The sequence below is a fragment of the Acidovorax sp. FHTAMBA genome (genome assembly GCF_038958875.1).
In the GTDB taxonomy this organism is placed as follows: Bacteria; Pseudomonadota; Gammaproteobacteria; order Burkholderiales; family Burkholderiaceae_C; genus Acidovorax.
The window spans coordinates 1115303-1133883 of record NZ_CP152407.1 but is presented as its reverse complement, the minus strand read 5'-3'; the positions used below and the strand labels follow the sequence as shown (position 1 = coordinate 1133883).

At 64.1% G+C, this 18581-nt stretch carries 19 protein-coding genes; 9 read left to right on the top strand and 10 right to left on the bottom strand.

The features are described 5' to 3' along the window. Positions 1-14: 14 nt before the first annotated feature. The 8 genes from AAFF19_RS05250 to AAFF19_RS05215 form a co-directional block, all read right to left on the bottom strand. Positions 15-1040, bottom strand: a complete 1026-nt coding sequence (locus AAFF19_RS05250; RefSeq protein WP_342721433.1) for a dipeptide ABC transporter ATP-binding protein — start codon at positions 1038-1040, stop codon at positions 15-17. Further along, positions 1037-2026: an ABC transporter ATP-binding protein gene (locus tag AAFF19_RS05245; RefSeq protein WP_342721432.1), complete on the bottom strand. Its 990-nt coding sequence runs from the start codon at positions 2024-2026 to the stop codon at positions 1037-1039. The genes AAFF19_RS05250 and AAFF19_RS05245 overlap by 4 nt, the downstream gene beginning before the upstream one ends. Positions 2027-2064: 38 nt before the next feature. Further along, positions 2065-2976, bottom strand: coding sequence for an ABC transporter permease (locus AAFF19_RS05240; RefSeq protein WP_342721431.1), 912 nt, complete (start codon positions 2974-2976; stop codon positions 2065-2067). Positions 2977-3106: 130 nt separating this feature from the next. Continuing rightward, positions 3107-4687: an ABC transporter substrate-binding protein gene (locus AAFF19_RS05235; RefSeq protein ID WP_342721430.1), complete on the bottom strand. Its 1581-nt coding sequence runs from the start codon at positions 4685-4687 to the stop codon at positions 3107-3109. An 86-nt stretch (positions 4688-4773) separates the two neighbouring features. Next, on the bottom strand, positions 4774-5991 hold the full coding sequence (locus tag AAFF19_RS05230) for a M20 aminoacylase family protein (protein ID WP_182118149.1): 1218 nt from the start codon (positions 5989-5991) through the stop codon (positions 4774-4776). Further along, positions 5991-6971: an ABC transporter permease gene (locus tag AAFF19_RS05225; RefSeq protein ID WP_008905602.1), complete on the bottom strand. Its 981-nt coding sequence runs from the start codon at positions 6969-6971 to the stop codon at positions 5991-5993. The genes AAFF19_RS05230 and AAFF19_RS05225 overlap by 1 nt, the downstream gene beginning before the upstream one ends. A gap of 138 nt (positions 6972-7109) precedes the next feature. After that, the gene (locus AAFF19_RS05220; protein WP_342721429.1) at positions 7110-8690 is read right to left on the bottom strand and encodes an ABC transporter substrate-binding protein; all 1581 of its coding nucleotides are present in this window, start codon (positions 8688-8690) and stop codon (positions 7110-7112) included. A 248-nt stretch (positions 8691-8938) separates the two neighbouring features. Continuing rightward, complete coding sequence (locus AAFF19_RS05215; RefSeq protein ID WP_342721428.1) at positions 8939-9868, bottom strand: porin; 930 nt, start codon at positions 9866-9868, stop codon at positions 8939-8941. 315 nt (positions 9869-10183) lie between these two features. Here AAFF19_RS05215 and coq7 point away from each other — a divergent pair, with 315 nt between their 5' ends. Continuing rightward, on the top strand, positions 10184-10801 hold the full coding sequence (coq7, locus tag AAFF19_RS05210) for a 2-polyprenyl-3-methyl-6-methoxy-1,4-benzoquinone monooxygenase (protein ID WP_008905599.1): 618 nt from the start codon (positions 10184-10186) through the stop codon (positions 10799-10801). 34 nt (positions 10802-10835) lie between these two features. Here the strand turns inward: coq7 and AAFF19_RS05205 are convergent, their stop codons facing one another. Continuing rightward, a complete protein-coding gene (locus tag AAFF19_RS05205) occupies positions 10836-11285 on the bottom strand; it encodes an OsmC family protein (RefSeq protein ID WP_008905598.1) in 450 nt (149 codons plus the stop codon). Between the two features lie 371 nt (positions 11286-11656). Here AAFF19_RS05205 and ilvA point away from each other — a divergent pair, with 371 nt between their 5' ends. The 3 genes from ilvA to AAFF19_RS05190 all read left to right on the top strand — a co-directional run bounded on the left by ilvA (position 11657) and on the right by AAFF19_RS05190 (position 14669). Beyond that, complete coding sequence (gene ilvA, locus AAFF19_RS05200; protein ID WP_342721427.1) at positions 11657-13216, top strand: threonine ammonia-lyase, biosynthetic; 1560 nt, start codon at positions 11657-11659, stop codon at positions 13214-13216. An 83-nt stretch (positions 13217-13299) separates the two neighbouring features. After that, entirely contained in the window at positions 13300-14106 is an 807-nt protein-coding gene (gene cobS / locus AAFF19_RS05195; protein WP_342721426.1) for an adenosylcobinamide-GDP ribazoletransferase, read from the top strand. Positions 14107-14111: 5 nt separating this feature from the next. Then, positions 14112-14669, top strand: coding sequence for a histidine phosphatase family protein (locus tag AAFF19_RS05190; RefSeq protein ID WP_342721425.1), 558 nt, complete (start codon positions 14112-14114; stop codon positions 14667-14669). A 27-nt stretch (positions 14670-14696) separates the two neighbouring features. On the opposite strand, the gene AAFF19_RS05185 is transcribed toward AAFF19_RS05190, so the two are convergent. Beyond that, entirely contained in the window at positions 14697-15152 is a 456-nt protein-coding gene (locus AAFF19_RS05185) for a type II secretion system protein N (protein WP_342721424.1), read from the bottom strand. A 72-nt stretch (positions 15153-15224) separates the two neighbouring features. Between AAFF19_RS05185 and gspG the strand changes: the two genes are divergently transcribed. The 5 genes from gspG to gspK all read left to right on the top strand — a co-directional run bounded on the left by gspG (position 15225) and on the right by gspK (position 18572). Beyond that, positions 15225-15665, top strand: coding sequence for a type II secretion system major pseudopilin GspG (gene gspG / locus AAFF19_RS05180; protein ID WP_034694716.1), 441 nt, complete (start codon positions 15225-15227; stop codon positions 15663-15665). A 336-nt stretch (positions 15666-16001) separates the two neighbouring features. Beyond that, positions 16002-16433 carry a prepilin-type N-terminal cleavage/methylation domain-containing protein gene (locus AAFF19_RS05175; RefSeq protein WP_342721423.1) on the top strand — a complete coding sequence of 144 codons (432 nt, stop codon included), beginning with the start codon at positions 16002-16004 and terminating at the stop codon, positions 16431-16433. Further along, complete coding sequence (gene gspI, locus AAFF19_RS05170; RefSeq protein ID WP_008905591.1) at positions 16430-16813, top strand: type II secretion system minor pseudopilin GspI; 384 nt, start codon at positions 16430-16432, stop codon at positions 16811-16813. The genes AAFF19_RS05175 and gspI overlap by 4 nt, the downstream gene beginning before the upstream one ends. Positions 16814-16815: 2 nt before the next feature. Beyond that, positions 16816-17574 (top strand): prepilin-type N-terminal cleavage/methylation domain-containing protein, encoded by a 759-nt coding sequence (locus AAFF19_RS05165; protein ID WP_342721422.1) that lies wholly within the window; start codon positions 16816-16818, stop codon positions 17572-17574. Next, positions 17571-18572: a type II secretion system minor pseudopilin GspK gene (gspK, locus tag AAFF19_RS05160; RefSeq protein ID WP_342721421.1), complete on the top strand. Its 1002-nt coding sequence runs from the start codon at positions 17571-17573 to the stop codon at positions 18570-18572. The genes AAFF19_RS05165 and gspK overlap by 4 nt, the downstream gene beginning before the upstream one ends. The last annotated feature ends 9 nt before the right edge of the window (positions 18573-18581 follow it).

Sequence of the window (18581 nt, the reverse complement as noted above, 5' to 3'; positions counted from 1 at the left end):
CTGGAAGGAAACTTTCAGATCCGACCTTCTTCCACCGCGTGGCACGCGATGCGGATGCCGCCAATGGTCAACAGCTTGGGGCGCTCGGTGCGACAGCGGTCGTTCACGTGCGGGCAGCGCGGGTTGAAGGCGCAGCCGGGTGGCGGGTTCAGCGGGTTGGGCACTTCGCCCTGCACGGGGGTGCGGGCCTTGCCGGTGTCGTGCATCTTGGGGATGGCGTCGAGCAGCATGCGCGTATAGGGGTGGCGCGGCGTGTCAAACAGCGTGTGCTTGTCGGCCAGCTCCACCAGGCGGCCCAGGTACATCACGCCCACCTGGTCGCTCACGTGGCGCACCACGGCCAGGTTGTGGCTGATGAACAAGTAGGTGAGCTGCCGCTCGCGCTGCAGGTCCTTCATGATGTTGAGCACCTGCGCCTGCACCGACACGTCGAGCGCACTGGTGGGCTCGTCGCACACCAGGAACTCGGGCTCGGTAGCCAGGGCGCGCGCAATCGAGATGCGCTGGCGCTGCCCGCCCGAGAACTGGTGCGGGTACTTCACCATGTCCAGAGGCGACAGGCCGACGGACTTGAGCAGCTCGCCCACGCGCTGCTTGAGCTCGGCCTTGTCGGTGATGAGGCCGTGTTCCTTGAGCGGCTCGCCGATGATGTCTTCCACCAGCCAGCGGGGGTTCAGGCTGGCGTACGGGTCCTGGAAGATCATCTGGATGCGGCGGCGCATGGCGCGCGCATCGTTGCCCTTGAAGGCCGCGTGCGCATCCTGGTTGTCGAACGTCAGGCCGCCGCGAGTGGGCTCATACAGGCCGACCAGCAGGCGTGCCACGGTACTTTTGCCACAACCGGACTCTCCCACCAGGGCCAGGGTCTTGCCTTTTTCGATCTCGAAGCTCACGCCGTCCACGGCGTGCAGCAGGGTACGCGGCTTGCGTTCGATCACGCGGTTGAGCCAGGGAGCGGACACATCAAAGGTCTTGGCCAGGTCGTGTGCCTGCACCAGAGCCTTGCTCTTCACGGCGGGGCTCGTAGCTGTGGCGCTCATGCTGTCACCTCGGCAGTCTTCGTCGTGGCGCCAGCGTGCAGCCAGCAGGCGGCTCGGGTGGAGCCGGCATCCATCAGGTCGGGGCGGTCTGTCATGCAGCGGTCAAAGGTCTTGGGGCAGCGCGGGTTGTAGGCGCAGCCCTGGGGGATGGCGTTCAGGCGGGGCATGGCTCCGTCAATCTGGTTCAGGCGCTCGCGGTCCACCGCCATGTCGGGGATGGACGCCATGAGCCCGCTGGTGTAGGGGTGCGAGGGTTTGTTGATCACGTCATGCACAGGGCCGATCTCGGCCACGCGGCCGGCGTACAGCACGGCCACACGGTCGCAGGTCTCGGCAATCACACCCATGTCGTGGGTGATCAGCATGACGGCAGCGCCGCGCGATTTGCAGATGTTTTTCAGCAGCGTGATGATCTGCGCCTGAATGGACACGTCGAGCGCGGTGGTGGGCTCGTCGGCCACGATGAGCTTGGGCTCTGCGGCCAGGGCCAGGGCAATCACCACGCGCTGGCGCATGCCACCCGAGAACTGGTGCGGGTAGTGGTCGATGCGCTCTTCCGCGGCAGGGATGCCAGTGTCCTTGAGCAGTGCAATGGCACGCTGACGCGCCTCGGCAGGCGTGACCGGCAAGTGCGCAAGAATGGTTTCAGTGATCTGCCGGCCCACGGTGTAGAGCGGGTTCAGCGAGGTCAGTGGGTCCTGAAAGATGGCACCGATGCGACGGCCACGGATGTGGCGCATCTCTTCATTGCCGAGGTTGTCGATGCGCTGGCCTTCCAGCAGGATCTGGCCGGATGCGACGCGGCCCGGCGGTTCCAGCAGGCCGATGATGGCGGCGCCGGTAAGCGATTTGCCCGCGCCGGACTCCCCCACGACGCCCAGGATCTCGCCGGGTGCGATGGAGAAGGAAATGTCGTCCAGGGCGCGCAGGGTACCGCGGCGGCCCGGAAATTCGACTACGAGGTTTTTGACTTCTAGGAGAGACATGGGTTGTGTGCCTGCTTCAAAAATACTGCGAATGCCACTTAACGCAGGCGAGGATTCAGCGCGTCGCGCAGCCAGTCGCCCAGCAGGTTCACGGACAGGGCGATCAGCACCAGCATGGCGCCGGGGAACACGGTGATCCACCATTCGCCTGAGAACAGGTAGTCGTTGCCGATGCGAATCAGGGTGCCCAGCGAGGGCGATGTGGGTGGCGCGCCTACGCCCAGAAACGACAGCGTGGCCTCGGTGATGATGGCCGTGGCCACCTGGATGGTGGCGAGCACCATCACGGGGCCCATCACGTTGGGCAGCACATGCTTGCGCATGATGCGCAGGGGCGACACGCCGGTGACGCGGGCGGCCTGCACATATTCCTTGTTGCGCTCCACCAGCGTGGAGCCACGCACCGTGCGGGCGTACTGCACCCAGCCGGTGAGGGAGATGGAGATGATCAACACACCAAAGGCCAACGACTCGTGCGCGTTCGGGAACAGCGCGCGACCGACACCGGCAATCAGCAGGGCCACCAGGATGGCGGGGAACGACAGCATCACGTCGCACAGGCGCATCAGAACGGCATCGATCCAGCCGCCCCGAAAGCCGGCCAGCAGGCCGAACGCCACGCCCACCACCACGGACAGCACCACCGAAGCGAGGCCCACCACGAGGGAGATGCGCGCGCCATAGATGAGCGCGGAAAGGATGTCACGGCCCTGATCGTCGGTACCCAGCGGGTACTTGATGGAGCCTTCGGCACTCCAGGCCGGGGGCAGCCGGGCATCGCTGAGCTCCAGCGTAGCCAGATCAAACGGGTTGTGGGGCGCAACCCATCCGGCAAAAAGCGAACAGAACACGCAAATCAGGGCAATGGCAGCTGCCACCATCGCCATGGGCGATGTACGGAAGCTGTAGCCGATATCGCTGTCAAACCAGCGGGCAAGGGTAGTTTTCATTGTGGGAAACCAGTAAACATGCAACAACGCACGGCGCGGGTAGCAGCCGTGCGTTGCTTCCAGGCTGTCAATTAGCGATAGCTAAGTCGTACCTTCGTACTACCTCTCTACGACCTGTCGGTGTCGGTCTTTATTTCTCGATGCTCATCCACTTGAACGGCATGTAGTTGTCGGCCAGCTGCACGAGCTTGACCTTCTTGCTCACGCCCCAGGCCAGGGATTGCTGATGCAGTGGCAGATGACCAATATCGGCCGAGTGCAGGTCAAACGCTTCCTTGATCATCGCGTCACGTTTGACCTTGTCGGTCTCCGCCTGGATCTTCTTGGTCAGCTCGTCCACCTTGGGATTGCAGTAAGCACCCAGGTTGAACTGCCCCGCACCCTTGTCGTCGACACAGGCCATCAGCGCGTTCAGGGCGTTGTGTGCGTCGTAGGTGGAAGGCGTCCAGCCCAGCATGTAGAAGCTGGTGTCGCGGCGCAACACCTTGGGGAAATAGGTTCCCTTGGTCTCCGCCTGGAGGTTCACCTTGACGTTGATGCGCGACAGATTGGCGGCCACCGTCTGGCAGATGCGGCCATCGTTCACGTAGCGGTCATTGGGGCAGTTCATGGCCACTTCAAAACCGTTGGGATATCCGGCTTCCACCATGAGCTTCTTGGCGGCTTCCACATCGAAGGGCAGGCGCTTTGCATCAGGCTGGAAACCATTGATGCCAGGGCCGACCATGAGCGCAGATACGTTGGAGGCGCCGCGCATGACCGTGCGCTTGATGCCCTCGATGTCGATGGCCTGGTAGAAAGCCTGGCGCACGCGCTTGTCCTTGAAGGGGTTCTTGCCCTTGACGTTGGAGTAGAGCAGTTCATCGCGCTTTTGGTCCATGCCCAAAAAGATCGTGCGCAACTCGGGGCCCGTGATGGCGCGCGTATTTGCGCTGGCGTTCACCCGCTCGATGTCCTGCACCGGAATCGGTTCCATCACATCCACCTCGCCCGAGAGCAGGGCAGCCACGCGGGTTGCGTCGTTACCGATGGGCGTGAAGACCACTTCCGAGACATTCCCCTCGATGGTGCCCCAGTAAGTGCCGTTGCGGGTGAAAACCGAGCGGACATTCGGCTGGCGCTCGCGCAGACGGAACGGGCCGGTGCCGTTGGCGCGGAACGATGCCGCATTCTCGATGCCCTTGCGGCGATCCACCGGGCCCATGGCCTGGTTGGTCTCGCACCACTTCTTGCTCATGATGAAGACTTGCGAGATCACGTCGGGCAGGATGGGGAATGGCGTCTTGGTCTCGATTTCTACCGTATGGTCATTGATCTTGCGGACTTCCTTGAAATCATTGGTGTAGCTCTTCATGTCAGAGCCGTCCACCTGAGTCCGGGCAAAGCTGAAAACCACGTCGTCTGCAGTGAAAGGCGTTCCGTCATGAAACTGCACGCCCTTGCGCAGTTCGAAGCGCCAGACCGTAGGCGAAGTCTGCTTCCAGCTGGTCGCGAGCGCGGGGGCCAGGCTCAGATCCTTGTTGCGACCCACCAAGGGCTCGTACACATTGCTGGTCACGCTCAGCTGAAGCGACTCGTTGAGCGAGTGCGGGTCCATCGACAGGGCATCGCCCTGGTTTGCGATACGGATGGTTTGTGCGTTGGCTGTGAGCCCGGCCGCAGCCAAGGCAGCAAAGACAGCAGTAAGGGCGACTTTCTTCTGGAATTTCATAGAAATCTCCTGGTGATGAAATGGGGGCGAAGGAACGGGACAGTCGGATCGGTCTTGGTAGTGGCGTTTGTGGACGCTGTTTACAGTCAGGGTGTTGCCAGTGGCATGGCCTGCTCGATCAAGCTGGCATGCAAGGCGGAGCCCAAGGGCAAGATATCGTCGTTGAAGTCGTACCGGCTGTTGTGCAGGGCACTGCCGCTGGCGCCAGTGCCCTGGCCAATGCGCAAGTAGGCGCCCGGCTTGTTCTGCAGCATGAAGGAAAAGTCTTCTGCGCCCATGCTGGGCTCCAGGTCGCGCACCACATGGTCGGCGCCCAGCAGAGACTCGGCCACATCGCCCGCAAAAAGGGCTTCACTTTCACTATTGATCGTGGCGGGGTAGATGCGCTCGTAGTGCACGGTAGCGGTTGCGCCAAAGCCCAGTGCAATCGCGTTGCACAGTTCCTTCAGGCGCTTTTCCACCATCTCCTGCACCACGGGATCGAACGTGCGCACCGTACCCACCAGCGTGGCGGAGCCGGGCAGCACGCTGAAGGCGCCGAGATCACCCGCCTGCGCGGCGCAGATACTCACCACGGCGCTTTCAATGGGGCGCACGTTCCGCGACACGATGCTTTGGGCCGCCGTAATGATGTGCGCTGCAACGACCAACACATCCACGGTCTGGTAGGCATGGGCACCGTGTCCGCCGCGTCCGGTGATCTCGATGGTGAAGCGGTCGGCCGCTGCCATCATGGGGCCGGAGTTGATACCCACGGTGCCGGGCTTCATGGCAGGCCAGTTGTGCATTGCGTAGATCGACTGCACCGGAAACCGGTCAAACAAGCCGTCTTCCATCATCACGCGCGCACCCGCAAACCCCTCTTCACCCGGCTGAAACACCAGCACGGCGGTGCCGTCAAAGTTGCGTGTCTCGGCCAGATAGCGTGCAGCCCCCACCAGCATGGCGGTGTGGCCGTCATGACCGCAACCGTGCATGAGGCCTGGCTTGCAGGACTTCCAGGAGAAATCGTTGTGCTCGGCCAGCGGAAGTGCGTCCATGTCGGCGCGCAAGCCGACCATGCTGCCACTGGAAGTGCTGCGCCCCCGGATCACGCCCACCACGCCGGTGCGGCCAATGCCTTCATGGATCTCATCCACACCGCAGAGCGCCAACGCCTCCTTGACGCGTTTGCTGGTGTAGATCTCCTCAAAGCCCAGTTCAGGGTGAGCATGCAAGTCCCTGCGCAGCGCAGTCAGCTCAGGGTGGTACTGCGCAATGTGCGCAAACGCCCGGCCGCCGGCCTTCAGGCGTGGGCCCTGCATCAGTGGCCTCCCGCCTTGCCCACGCGCAACCGCGGATCGACGGCGAAGTACAACAGGTCCACCACCAGGTTGATCACCACGAAAATCAGTGCAATGAGACACAGGTAGGCGGCCATCACCGGGATGTCGGCGAACGTTACAGCCTGGATGAACAGCAGACCCATTCCAGGCCACTGGAACACAGTCTCGGTGATGATCGCAAAGGCGATCAGACCACCCAGTTGCAACCCCGTGATGGTCATCACAGGCACCAGCGTGTTTTTGAGCGCATGGCCAAAGTGGATAGCGCGATTGGACAAGCCCCGTGCACGCGCGAACTTGATGTAATCGGTGCGCAGCACCTCCAGCATTTCTGCACGCACCAGACGCATGATCAGCGTGAGCTGGAAGATGGCCAAGGTGATGGCTGGCAGGGTGATGTGGTGCCAGCCCTTGGCCTTGAGCAGGCCCGTGCTCCACCAGCCCATCTGCACAACTTCGCCGCGGCCGAAGCTCGGGAACCAGCCCAGCGTGACGGCGAACACCAGAATCAGCAGGATGCCGATGAGGAATGTTGGCAGGGAAACGCCCAGCAACGACAGCGTCATGAACACCTGGCTGGTGAACGTGCCGCGCTTGAGTGCGGCATATACGCCCATCGGCACGCCAATGACCAGCGCCAGGAAGGCGGCAACCAGCGCCAACTCCAGCGTTGCAGGGAAACGCTCGGCAATCAGGCGTGACACCTTGGCACCTTGGCGCAGGCTCAGGCCAAACTCACCTTGAGCGGCATTCACCAGAAAGTGCCAGAACTGCACGAAAAACGGTTTGTCCAGCCCCAGCGAAGCGCGCAGCTCGCGAATCTGTTCGGGAGTGGCATCCTGGCCCAGCAGGAACACCACGGGATCTCCTACGTACTGGAACAGCATGAAGGAGATGAAGGCCACCGTGACCATGACAATCACAGCCTGTATCAGGCGGCGCAATATAAAGGCAAGCATCGGAGAGTCGAGTGAGTGTTCGATGGGAACGCCGCAGCCACTTTTGATGGCGGGGGCGCTGTCAGGCAATACGTCGTCAAACTAAACCAAAGAGAGCAAGGGCCGCTGGGCCCTTGCTCTCAGTGTGTCGAGGATAAATCAGTTCACCTTGACCGTACGCATGTCCACGCGGTTATCTGCGCGATGGACGAGCTCAATATTCTTCTTTACCGCCCATGGGATTACCTGGTCATGCAAAGGAATGTGAGACACCGTGTCGTTGGAAAGCTGCAGTGCTTCCGTCAGCATGCGGGAGCGCACAGGAGCATCGGTCTCCGCCTTGATGCGGTCCACCAGATAGTCCATGCGCTGGTTGCTGTAGCGGCCTACGTTGTAATTGCCGTCGCCACCCTGACCCACCGTACGCACGAGGGACTGCAGGCTGTACAGGGCGTCAAACGTCGGAACGCCCCATCCCAGCATGTAGATGCTGGCCTCGTAACGCTGGATCATGGGGAAGTAGTTCACCAGCGGCAACGTGCGCAGCTTGGCCTTCACACCCACACGGGACCACATGGCAGTAACGGCCTGGCAGATGGCTTCGTCATTGATGTAGCGATTGTTCGGGCAGGCAAAGTCGACTTCAAAACCGTCCGGGTACCCGGCTTCTGCCAGGAGCTTTTTGGAAGCCTCGACGCTGTAGGGAAAACGCTTGCCAACAGCTTCCGTATAGCCGGCCACCTGAGGCGCCACGATCGTGCCCGTGGGTTTGCCCAGCCCACGCATGATGTTGCGCGAAATGGTTTCTGCGTCGATGGCCTGATACAGGGCCTTGCGCACGCGAACATCTTTGAGCGGGTTTTTGCCCTTGATGTTGGAGCCTGGCAGCTCATCGCGGAACTGATCCATGCCCAGGAAGATGGTGCGATTCTCGATACCATCGATCACCTTCAGGTCGGGGCTGGCACGCAGACGGCCCAGATCCTGGGGTGTGGGGTCGAGCACCATGTCCACTTCGCCTGACAACAGTGCCGCAATGCGCGTGGCAGCGGACTTGATTGGCGTGTACACGATCTCAGTCACGTTGCCGTCCATCTTGCCCCACCAGTTGGGATTGCGCTTGAACACCATCTTCACATCAGGTTGCCAGGATTCGAGCGTGTAGGGGCCCGTGCCCATGGCATTGCGGTGCGCGAAGTTTTCGTCGGACGCCTTCATGTCCTTCGGGTCCACCGACTTGTTCTTTTCAGCCCAGGCCTTGCTCATCATGCGCAGTTCGGTCATCTGACGCAGCAATACCGGGTTTGGTGCAGCCAGCATGACGTCAATGGTTTGCGCGTCCACCTTCACCACTTTACTGATGCCCTGCACGTAGGGCGTGAAGTTGGAAGTCTTGGCCATGGCGCGCTGTATTGAATACACAGCATCATCGGCCGTGAACGCGGAGCCGTCATGGAACTTCACGCCCTGGCGGAGCGTAAAACGCATCTGCGTGGGGCTTATCTCCTTCCACGCAGTGGCAAGCACGGGCTCCACGTCAAATGTCTTGCTGTTGTAGTACACCAGGCTTTCATACACATTCGCATGCAGCCCGTTTTGCAGCGCATTGTTCTGCGAATGAATATCCCAAGTGGAAATTTCCCCCTGGCTGGCCCACTTGAATGGCTTGGCATGCAAGGCGGGGGCTGCGAGCAAGGCCACAGCAGCGGCCACCGACAACAGACTGAAATTGAGTTTCATGGAACCCTCTTGATTAAAAGTTTTACTATGCAGTAAAGGTTGCTCTATAGCTAACGGGAAATCCCTGAATACCAAGCTGCAGTGGGGTTTTGTACCGTTGTGATAGCAGTGATATCAAGGCCGAAATTCCATTTTCGCAACTCAAAACAAGCAAAAACCGCGCCATAACGATTACTCATAAAAAAACCGCCAACCCGAAGGGTGGCGGTTTTTTTGGCTAATGGTCACTGGCTTACGCCAGCACCCCATCAGAAGTTGTGGCGAACACCCACGGAGAAGTGGTTCTTTGCGCCGGTAACCAGCTTCTTGTCGCCGTCCTTGTAGTAGGCAGCGTAAGCGAACGTGCGCTTGGACAGGGCGTACTTGCCTTCCAGCAGCACGTCGGTGTCCTTGAACTCGGTATCGCGAGCGATATCGAGGGTCAGAGCGAATGCACCCAGGGGCACGGTAGCGCCGAGGGTGAAGCCCTTGGGATCTGCATCCGTACCAGCGATATCAGAATCTTGCAACGAACCGGCGATCTTGAATGCACCGAAGTCATACGAAGCACCCAGTGCCAGACCGTCATTGCCGTTCTTCACGCTGTTGTACGACAGAGCAGTAGCCAGAGGGCCGTTTGCGTAGATCAGGTTCAGGTCGTACTTGGCATTGCCACCGTTGTCAGGCTTCATCACGTAGCCAAACGAGCCGGAGAAACCACCCATCTTGGGCGTGTTGTACATGAACATGCTGTTGTTACGAGGACCAGCGGCAGCGTAGCCGAATTGGGTGCCCACAACAGAGTAGTTAGCGGTGCCGGTCAGTTCCCAAGCAGCGATACCGAAGAAGCTGGGGTTCAGGGCACGACCCATTTGGAACTTACCAAAACCACCCGACAGAGCCACGAAAGCAGCACGATTCCAAGCACCTGCAGCGCCGCCCGTCAGAGCGCCGTTTTCCAGGTTCACGCCTTGTTCGAAGTTGAAGGAAGCCGTCAGACCGCCGCCCAGATCTTCAACGCCACGCAGGCCGATACGGCTAGTACCGTTGTTCATGATGCTGGCCGAACCCATTTGGGCGCTAACACCGCTGGACTTGACCAGGGCTGCATCGGCCACGCCGTACAGGGTCACGGACGATTGAGCCATTGCAGCGCCGGAAGCAGCCAGCACGGCCAGGGCAATCAGGGATTTTTTCATTGCGAGTTACTCCAAGGTTAAACATAGGGCGCCGGTACGGGGGGTCTATGGTGAATGCACACCTGCACAGTCCCGCCGGTTCCCCGGGCCAACCTCCTGGTGGGGAAGTTGCTCTTATTGCACCAGACCCGGCCCGGTTTCGCAAAGGAATTCACCCACAATCGGGTCGAAAGGGGAAATTCGTTGCAGTGTTGCAACATTTCACCAAGTCCCGTCAAAATCGGGGAGTTGACGCACCGGGGAGGTGCCCCGCCCGGCTTTTATTTGTATCGGAGTGCAATTTGTGTTGCACATCCCGCCACCTCAAAGGTTTACATGGACGCGCTCCTGACCGCAGCAGACAACGCATTGCGCACACTCTTTGCCAAGCCCCTGGCTTCCGAGAAGTCACCGGCCCACGGCGTGCCCGAGGCAGCCCTCGATCCGGCACAGAAGAAGCTGGCCGGAGCCTTGATGCGGGTCAATCACGTGGGTGAAGTGTGCGCCCAGGCGCTGTACACGGCGCAGGCCGCCGTCACGCGGGACCCGCAGTTGCGCGCCCATCTCCAAGAGGCCGCAAGAGAAGAAACGGACCACCTCGCGTGGACACAGCAGCGCCTGGATGCCCTGGGCGCCCGCCCCAGCATTCTCAACCCGGTCTGGTTTGCGGGCGCCTTCGCCCTGGGCCTGGTGGCCGCCAAGGTCAGCGACCGGGCCAGCCTGGGATTTGTGGTGGAAACCGAGAAGCAGGTGGCGGAACACCTGAGCGGACATCTGGGCCGGCTACCGCTGCAGGATGTGGCGTCCCGGGCCGTGGTGGCGCGCATGAAAGAAGATGAAGAGCGGCATGCAGCACAGGCCCGGGCGTCAGGGGCGCTGGAGTTGCCCGCGCCTGCCCGTGCAGCCATGCGTGCGGCCGCAAAGGTCATGACCACCACGGCGCACTACCTCTGAAGTGGTTGCGGGTCGGTCCCGCAGGTCGGCCGCTTCAGGCTTCGTTCACCTCGAAACTGGTGGTGATGTCGGCCGTCTTGCCCAGCATGATGCTGGCCGAGCAGTATTTGTCATGGCTCATCGCTATCGCCCGCTCCACTGCCGCGGCTGGTATGGCCTTGCCGGCCACCGTGAAGTGCATGTGGATTTTGGTGAAAACCTTGGGATCGGTGTCGGCACGCTCCGTGGTCAGTTTGACGGTACAGCCACGCACATCGTGGCGGCCGCGCCTGAGGATCAACACCACGTCATACGCCGTGCAGCCGCCGGTGCCGGCGAGCACGGTTTCCATGGGGCGAGGGGCGAGGTTCTGACCGCCGTTGGCGGGGTGGGTGGCATCCGGGGCGCCGTCCATGGTCAGGACATGGCCGCTGCCGGTTTCGGCCACAAAACCCATGCCCGACCGTGTTCCGGCCCCGCCCGTCCAGCTGACTGTGCATTCCATTTGTATTTCTCCTTGGTGACTGTGTTTTGACGTGGTTTTTTCGCACGGAATCATCCGGTGCGACAAATTTGATGAGGATTTTGCTGCAATGCAACACAACTCGCGCTAAACTTCGATCCAAGCGCTGCTTTTCAATCAATAACGAAGCAGATGGAACAAAGACCGAAACGAAGTTTCCAGCTTTTTCCCCGCACCGATTGTCTCCTCCATCTCCTCAAAGGATGGATTCAGCCCCAGGCCTCACGGCCCGGGGCTTTTTTTTGGCCCGGCGCACGGCGCGTGTGCGTTCACCGCTTGGCGCCCTTGGAAACCGACCCCCTATGATGTGGCCCCGCCCACTGCGCTGCGGCGGTCTTCACCTTGCTCCTGCCATGCCCCTGCACCTCACCCCCGCCGACTACCTCAAAAAAATCCTGACCGCCCGCGTGTACGACGTGGCCATGGAGTCGGCGCTGGAGCCCGCCAGGAACCTCAGCCGCCGCCTGCACAACAAGGTGCTTCTGAAGCGCGAAGACCAGCAGCCCGTGTTCAGCTTCAAACTACGGGGCGCCTATAACAAGATGGCGCACCTCACGCCAGAGCAACTGGCACGCGGGGTGATCTGCGCCTCGGCCGGCAACCACGCGCAAGGCGTGGCCATGAGCGCCCACAAGCTGGGCACGCGCGCCGTGATCGTGATGCCCACCACCACGCCGCAGCTCAAGATCGACGCCGTGAAGACGCTGGGCGGCGAGGTGGTGCTGTTTGGCGAGAGTTATTCCGATGCCTACGGCCATTCGGTGAAGCTGGAGAAGGAACAGGGCCTGACCTTCGTGCACCCGTTTGACGACCCGGACGTGATTGCCGGCCAGGGCACCATCGCCATGGAGATCCTGCGCCAGCTGCAAAGCCTGGGCAGCAACCGGCTCGATGCCGTGTTCGTGGCCATTGGCGGCGGCGGACTCATCTCGGGTGTGGCCAACTACATCAAGGCCGTGCGGCCCGAGATCAAGGTGATCGGCGTGCAGATGAACGACTCGGACGCGATGATCCAGTCAGTGAAAGCCCACCAGCGCGTGACGCTGGCCGATGTGGGCCTGTTCTCCGACGGCACCGCCGTGAAGCTGGTGGGCGAGGAAACCTTCCGCGTGGCACAGGGCCTGGTGGACGACTACATCACCGTCGATACCGACGCCGTCTGCGCTGCCATCAAGGACATCTTTGTGGACACGCGCAGCATCGTCGAACCCGCAGGGGCGCTGGCCGTGGCGGCCATCAAGCAGTACGTGGCCGATAAGAAAACCAGGGGCGAGACCTACGCCGCCATCCTGTGCGGCGCCAACATGAACTTCGACCGCCTGCGCTTCGTGGCCGAGCGGGCCGAGGTGGGCGAGGAGCGCGAGGCGCTGCTGGCCGTGACGATTCCGGAAGAACGCGGCAGCTTCCGCCGCTTTTGCGAGGTGGTGGGCGGCCTGCCGGGCGGCCCGCGCAACGTGACCGAGTTCAACTACCGCATCAGCGACGCCGCCCAGGCCCATGTGTTCGTGGGCATCACGACCAATGGCAAGGGCGAATCGGAAAAGATCGCCAGGAATTTCGGCCGCCACGGTTTCGAGGCGCTGGACCTGACGCACGACGAGCTGGCCAAGGAGCACCTGCGCCACCTGGTGGGCGGGCATTCAGCCCTGGCGCAGGACGAGCGGCTGATGCGCTTCACCTTCCCCGAGCGGCCCGGCGCGCTGCTCAAGTTTTTGAGCCTGATGCAGCCGACCTGGAACATCAGCCTGTTCCACTACCGCAACCAGGGCGCCGACTATGGCCGCATCCTCGTGGGCATGCAGGTGCCGGCCGAAGACGCCGCCACGTTCGACGCCTTCCTGGCCACGCTGGGCTACCCCTACGTGGAAGAGACGCTGAACCCGGCCTACCGGCTGTTCCTGCGGTCCAAATAACCGGAATATGAGTCAAATTGGCCTCCGGCGCTTATCCAGCAAGCGCTGGCAGCTATCAAATCTGACATAACCATAGTCCGTTCATGCAAGCCCTGCGCCACTACCTGCTGGCCGTGCAGTTCTTCACGCGCATACCGGTCACCGGGCGGCTGGCGGCTTGGGTGGGCTACAGCCCCGCCATGCTGCGCGCCAGCGCGGCGCACTTTCCGGGCATCGGCTGGCTGGCGGCGCTGCTGTCTTCGGCGGTGTATGCCGCGCTGCACTGGGCGCTGGCGCCCAACCCGCTGGCCCCGGCCGTGGCCGCCGTGTTCTGCACCATTGCCACGGTGCTGATGACCGGCGGTTTCCATGAAGACGGCTTGGCCGATGTGGCCGACGGCCTGGGCGGCAGCTACGACCGCGAACGCGCGCTGGACATCATGAAGGACTCGCGCATCGGCGCGTTTGGCGCCATGGCGCTGGTGCTGGCGCTGCTGGCCAAGCTCAGCCTGCTGGCGCTGCTGGGTGCCCACAGCCTGCTGGCCGCCGTGGCCGCGCTGGTGGGGGCGCATGTGCTGTCGCGCTTTTGGCCGCTGCTCATCGTGCGCAGCCTGCCGCATGTGGGCGACACGGCGCGGTCCAAAAGCAAGCCGCTGGCCGACCAGATTTCAGGCCCCGCACTGGTGGCAGCCGTTTTATGGTGTTTTGTGCCGCTGACTCTTGTCTGGCAAGCGCAAGAAGCTATATTTTTGATAGCATCCGTGCTGGCAAGTGTCTTTGCGGCCGCCTGGATGGCCCGGTGGTTCGCGCGCAGGCTGCAGGGCTTCACGGGCGACTGCCTGGGCGCCACGCAGCAGGTCAGCGAAATCGGCTTTTACCTGGGCGCGGCGCTGGCCCTGCGCTGGGTGTGAGGCGCATGGCCCGCCTCTGGCTGGTGCGCCACGCAGCACCGCTGGTCGCGCCGGGCACCTGCTACGGCGCGCTGGACGTCGCTGCCGATATCGCCGCCACCCGAGCTGCCGCACAGCGCCTGGCCCGCGAGCTACCTCCGCAGACCAGACTGGTGCATTCAACGCTACAAAGATGTGAGCTGCTCGCGCAATCACTGCAAGCGCTGCTGCCTGATTTGACTCCAAAACCCGACGCCCGCCTGCGCGAGATGGACTTTGGCGACTGGGAGGGGCGCCCCTGGGACGCCATTGCCCGTAGCGACATCGACGCCTGGACCGCCGCCTTCGCCAGCTACCGCCCGGGCCACGGGGAAAACCTGTCGGCCGTGCTGGCCCGCGTGGCGGCTGCACTGGAGGACCATTGCACCGGGGCCACGCAAGATGTGGTGTGGGTCACCCACGCCGGGGTGATCCGCAGCGTGGCGTGGCTCATGAAGCACGGCGCCAGCGCCCTGCCGCGCTCGGAAGAATGGCCCACTGCCGCGCCGAGCTGGGGCGAGTGGGAGCGGATCGAGCTGGGTTAGACCCCGGACCAGCGCCCCCGACAGGAATCACCGCTGAAGCGGCATGTCCAGCGTGAGGGTGGCCGGCCCCGCCGCATCGGGGCCCAGCTGGGCCTGGCGGGGGCCCAGTGCCTGCAGCACCAGCCCTTCCTCCACCGCAGCGCCCACCCGGAACGGCTTGGCAGGTTTGCCGTCCACCGCAATCAGCGCCGCGCCCCCGCCGCTGCTGCGCCCCGAAAGCACGCCAATCAACGCAAACCGGCTGGCCAGAGAAGCCACAGGCGCCGCGGGCGCAGCACCCGGCGCTTCGGGCGCCGCGCCCAACAGGCGGGCGAGGGCCTGGGCGTCGGGCACCACAGACGCGGGCAGCACCACGGGAGCGCCGGGGCCGGCCGCCGGGGCCGACAGGCGCAGTCCCCAAAAGACCACACTGGCGCCCGCGGCGGCCCACAGTGCCAGAGTCCCCAGACGGACGCCCCATTTGCTGTATGTGTTGGTCACCATGCGCGGATTATGATTCACGCGATCCGACCCTCCGAGAGACCGCCTGCAGTGATCACTTCCTTTCCTCTCTTCGTGCGCTCCGCCCCCCGCCGCCTGGCCCGGACCGTGGCCCGTGGCTTCACCCTCATCGAGCTGATGGTGGTTCTGGTCATCATCGGCGTGCTGGCCGCCCTCATCGTGCCCAATGTGCTGGACCGCGCCGACGACGCCCGGGTGACTGCCGCCCGCACCGACATCACCAACATCATGCAGGCGCTCAAGCTCTACCGCCTGGACAACCAGCGCTACCCCACGGCCGAGCAGGGCCTGCAATCGCTGATCAACCGGCCCACCGCAGGCCCGGCGCCGATCAACTGGAAGCTGTACCTCGAAAAGCTGCCCAACGACCCCTGGGGCCGCCCCTACCAGTACCTGAACCCCGGCATCAAGGGGGAGATCGACGTGATGTCGTTCGGCGCCGACGGCCAATCGGGCGGCGAAGGCAAGAATGCCGATATTGGCAGCTGGCAGTGAAGATGGCCCCCACGGTCGCGCACTGCGTGTCGCTCCCTGCCCCCCGAGGGGGCCGCATTTCGCCTTGGGGCGGCCCGGCGGCGAAACCGTTGGCCCCCACGGTCGCGCACTGCGTGTCGCTCCCTGCCCCCCGAGGGGGCCGCATTTCGCCTTGGGGCGGCCCGGCGGCGAAACCGTTGGCCCCCACGGTCGCGCACTGCGTGTCGCTCCCTGCCCCCCGAGGGGGCCGCATTTCGCCTTGGGGCGGCCCGGCGGCGAAACCGTTGGCCCCCACGGTCGCGCACTGCGTGTCGCTCTTGGCCTGCACCGCGCGCCGCAAGCGTTCATGAACCGCTCATGAACCGCTCACGCGGCTTCACGCTTCTGGAGTTGCTGGTGGTCGTCAGCATCGTCGCGCTGGCCACTGCCGGCGTGGGGCTGGCCCTGCGCGACAGCGGGCAGGCGCTGATCGAGCGCGAGGCGGCACGGCTGGCAGCACTGCTCGAATCGGCACGGGCGCAGTCGCGGGCTGGCGGCATTCCCGTGCGCTGGCGCGGCGACGCAGGCGGTTTCCGCTTCGAGGGTTTGCCACCCAGTGCCCAGGCGGCACTGCCCAGCCAATGGCTGGACGCGGGCACCACGGTGCTGGTACCCACGGTGCTGGTGCTGGGGCCCGAGCCGCTCATTGGCCCGCAGCAGGTGCTGATCACCCACCAGGCCCATCCCGAACGCACGCTGCGCGTGGCCACCGACGGCGTGCGCCCCTTCACGGTCGAGCCCGCCCGGTGAGCACACGGCGCGCCCCTCTCCGCCGCGCGCCACAGCGCGGCTTCACGCTGGTGGAGGTGCTGGTGGCACTGGGCATCGTCGCGATCGCGCTCATGGCGGGCTTGCAGGCCACCACCGCCCTCACCCGCAATGCCCTGCGCCAGTCCGACATCGTGCTGGCCCAGCTGTGCGCCGAGAACGAACTGGTCGCGGCGCGCCTGTCGCGGCAGATGCCCAGCGTGGGCGACAGCACGGTCACCTGCGAGCAGGCGGGGCGCCAGCTCACGGTGGCGCTGATCGTGCGCCCCACGCCGAACCCGAGTTTCCGCCGGGTTGATGCGCAGGTACTGGATGGCAGCAACTCCATCCTGCGGGTGTCCACCATCGTCGGAAGATACTAGCGATGCCCCCCCTGAGCCGCTTTGCGGCATCCCCCCGAGGGGACGACGGCCTTAGCTGCGGGGCGGCCCTTGCTGGCCGTCCTCGCGATGGCGCCACGCCGGTTTCGAAGGCCCGGGGCTCGCGCGGCTTCACCCTGGTCGAGCTGCTGCTGGCCATTGCGGTGATGAGCCTGCTGGCCATCCTGAGCTGGCGCGGGCTGGATGGCATGGTGCGGGCGCAGGAGATCACGCGGCAGCGGGCCGACGAGATGCTGGTGCTGCAGGCCGCGCTGGGCCAGTGGGGGGCGGACCTCGATGCGCTGCTGCCGATTGCCAACACCACACCGCTCGATTGGGACGGCCAGGTGCTGCGCCTGACCCGGCGCAGCAGCGCGGTGCCCGACGAAGGCGCGCTGGTCGTGGCCTGGACGCGCCGGGGCACGCAGGGTGCGGGCCAGTGGATGCGCTGGCAGTCGCCGCCCGTGCGCACCCGCGCCGACTGGCAGGCGGCATGGCAGCTGGCCGCGCAGTGGGCGCGCAGCCCGGGCGAGGCCGAGAGACGCTACGAAATGACGCTGATGCCCCTGCAGGAATGGCAGATCTTCTACTACCGGGGCGGGGCGTGGACCAACCCCCTCTCCAGCACCGGCACCAGCCCGGCGGGCACCACTGCCCTTCCGGATGGTGTGCGCCTGCAGATCACCCTGCCGCCCGGCCAGGCCCTGGCCGGACGGCTGACGCGCGACTGGGTCAACCCCGTTCTGGGCGGGGGGCGGTCATGAGCGCCCGGCCCGGCGAGCGCCGGATTCGAACGCAGCGTGGCGCGGCGCTGCTGCTGGCCATGCTCACCGTCACGCTGGTGGCCACGTTCGCGGCGTCGGCCATGTGGCAGCAATGGCGTGCTGTCGAGGTCGAAACCGCCGAGCGCGGCCACGTGCAATCGGCCTGGATTCTGGTGGGCGCGCTGGACTGGTCGCGCCTCATCCTGCGGGAGGACGGGCGCGCGGGCGGCGCGGACCACCTGGCAGAGCCCTGGGCCGTGCCGCTTCAAGAGGCCCGGCTGTCCACCTTTCTCGCGGCCGACAAGAACGTGAGCCAGGTGGATGACGCCAGCACCGACACCACCGAGGCCTTTCTTTCCGGCCAGATTTCGGACCTGCAGGGCCGCCTGAACCTGCGCAACCTGACGGGAACCGCGGCCGACCAGGCCGTGACGCTGGCGCAGTTCACCCGCCTGTTCGAACGCCTGGGGCTGCCCCGGCAAGAGCTCACCCTGCTGGCCAGCGGCCTGCAGCGTGCCCAGGCCGCGCCCGCAGAGGACAGCAGCACCGACGCCCCGCTGATGCCCCCCTCCGTCTCGCAGCTGGGCTGGCTGGGTCTCGCGCCGGCCACCATTGCCGCGCTGAGTCCGCACGTAACTCTGCTGCCGGTGCGCACGCCGGTCAACATCAACACGGCCAATGTGGACGTGCTGATGGCCGCCATTGAGGGGCTGGACATGGCTTCTGCCCAGCAGATCGTGCAGACCCGCGAAACCCGCCACTTCCGCACGCTGGAGGATGTGCGGCCACTGCTGGGCGCCAGCTACGACCGTTCCGTCGGCTCGCTCGCGGTCGCCTCGTCCTATTTCGAGGTGCGCGGGCGCCTGCGCCTGGGCGATGCCATGGTGGACGAGCGTTCGCTGGTGCGAAAGATCGGCATGGAGGTCACCACGCTGTGGCGCGAACGCGGCGCGTTCGACCGCGAAACTGCCGACACCCCGCAACAGGCCCTGCGATGAGAAGTGCGC

Coding starts and splice junctions, on each gene's coding strand:
- AAFF19_RS05250 (WP_342721433.1), bottom strand. CDS start 1,040: ATGAGCGCCACAGCTACGAGCCCCGCCGTGAAGAGCAAGGCTCTGGTG.
- AAFF19_RS05245 (WP_342721432.1), bottom strand. CDS start 2,026: ATGTCTCTCCTAGAAGTCAAAAACCTCGTAGTCGAATTTCCGGGCCGC.
- AAFF19_RS05240 (WP_342721431.1), bottom strand. CDS start 2,976: ATGAAAACTACCCTTGCCCGCTGGTTTGACAGCGATATCGGCTACAGC.
- AAFF19_RS05235 (WP_342721430.1), bottom strand. CDS start 4,687: ATGAAATTCCAGAAGAAAGTCGCCCTTACTGCTGTCTTTGCTGCCTTG.
- AAFF19_RS05230 (WP_182118149.1), bottom strand. CDS start 5,991: ATGCAGGGCCCACGCCTGAAGGCCGGCGGCCGGGCGTTTGCGCACATT.
- AAFF19_RS05225 (WP_008905602.1), bottom strand. CDS start 6,971: ATGCTTGCCTTTATATTGCGCCGCCTGATACAGGCTGTGATTGTCATG.
- AAFF19_RS05220 (WP_342721429.1), bottom strand. CDS start 8,690: ATGAAACTCAATTTCAGTCTGTTGTCGGTGGCCGCTGCTGTGGCCTTG.
- AAFF19_RS05215 (WP_342721428.1), bottom strand. CDS start 9,868: ATGAAAAAATCCCTGATTGCCCTGGCCGTGCTGGCTGCTTCCGGCGCT.
- coq7 (WP_008905599.1), top strand. CDS start 10,184: ATGGACGCGCTCCTGACCGCAGCAGACAACGCATTGCGCACACTCTTT.
- AAFF19_RS05205 (WP_008905598.1), bottom strand. CDS start 11,285: ATGGAATGCACAGTCAGCTGGACGGGCGGGGCCGGAACACGGTCGGGC.
- ilvA (WP_342721427.1), top strand. CDS start 11,657: ATGCCCCTGCACCTCACCCCCGCCGACTACCTCAAAAAAATCCTGACC.
- cobS (WP_342721426.1), top strand. CDS start 13,300: ATGCAAGCCCTGCGCCACTACCTGCTGGCCGTGCAGTTCTTCACGCGC.
- AAFF19_RS05190 (WP_342721425.1), top strand. CDS start 14,112: ATGGCCCGCCTCTGGCTGGTGCGCCACGCAGCACCGCTGGTCGCGCCG.
- AAFF19_RS05185 (WP_342721424.1), bottom strand. CDS start 15,152: ATGGTGACCAACACATACAGCAAATGGGGCGTCCGTCTGGGGACTCTG.
- AAFF19_RS05175 (WP_342721423.1), top strand. CDS start 16,002: ATGAACCGCTCACGCGGCTTCACGCTTCTGGAGTTGCTGGTGGTCGTC.
- AAFF19_RS05165 (WP_342721422.1), top strand. CDS start 16,816: ATGCCCCCCCTGAGCCGCTTTGCGGCATCCCCCCGAGGGGACGACGGC.
- gspK (WP_342721421.1), top strand. CDS start 17,571: ATGAGCGCCCGGCCCGGCGAGCGCCGGATTCGAACGCAGCGTGGCGCG.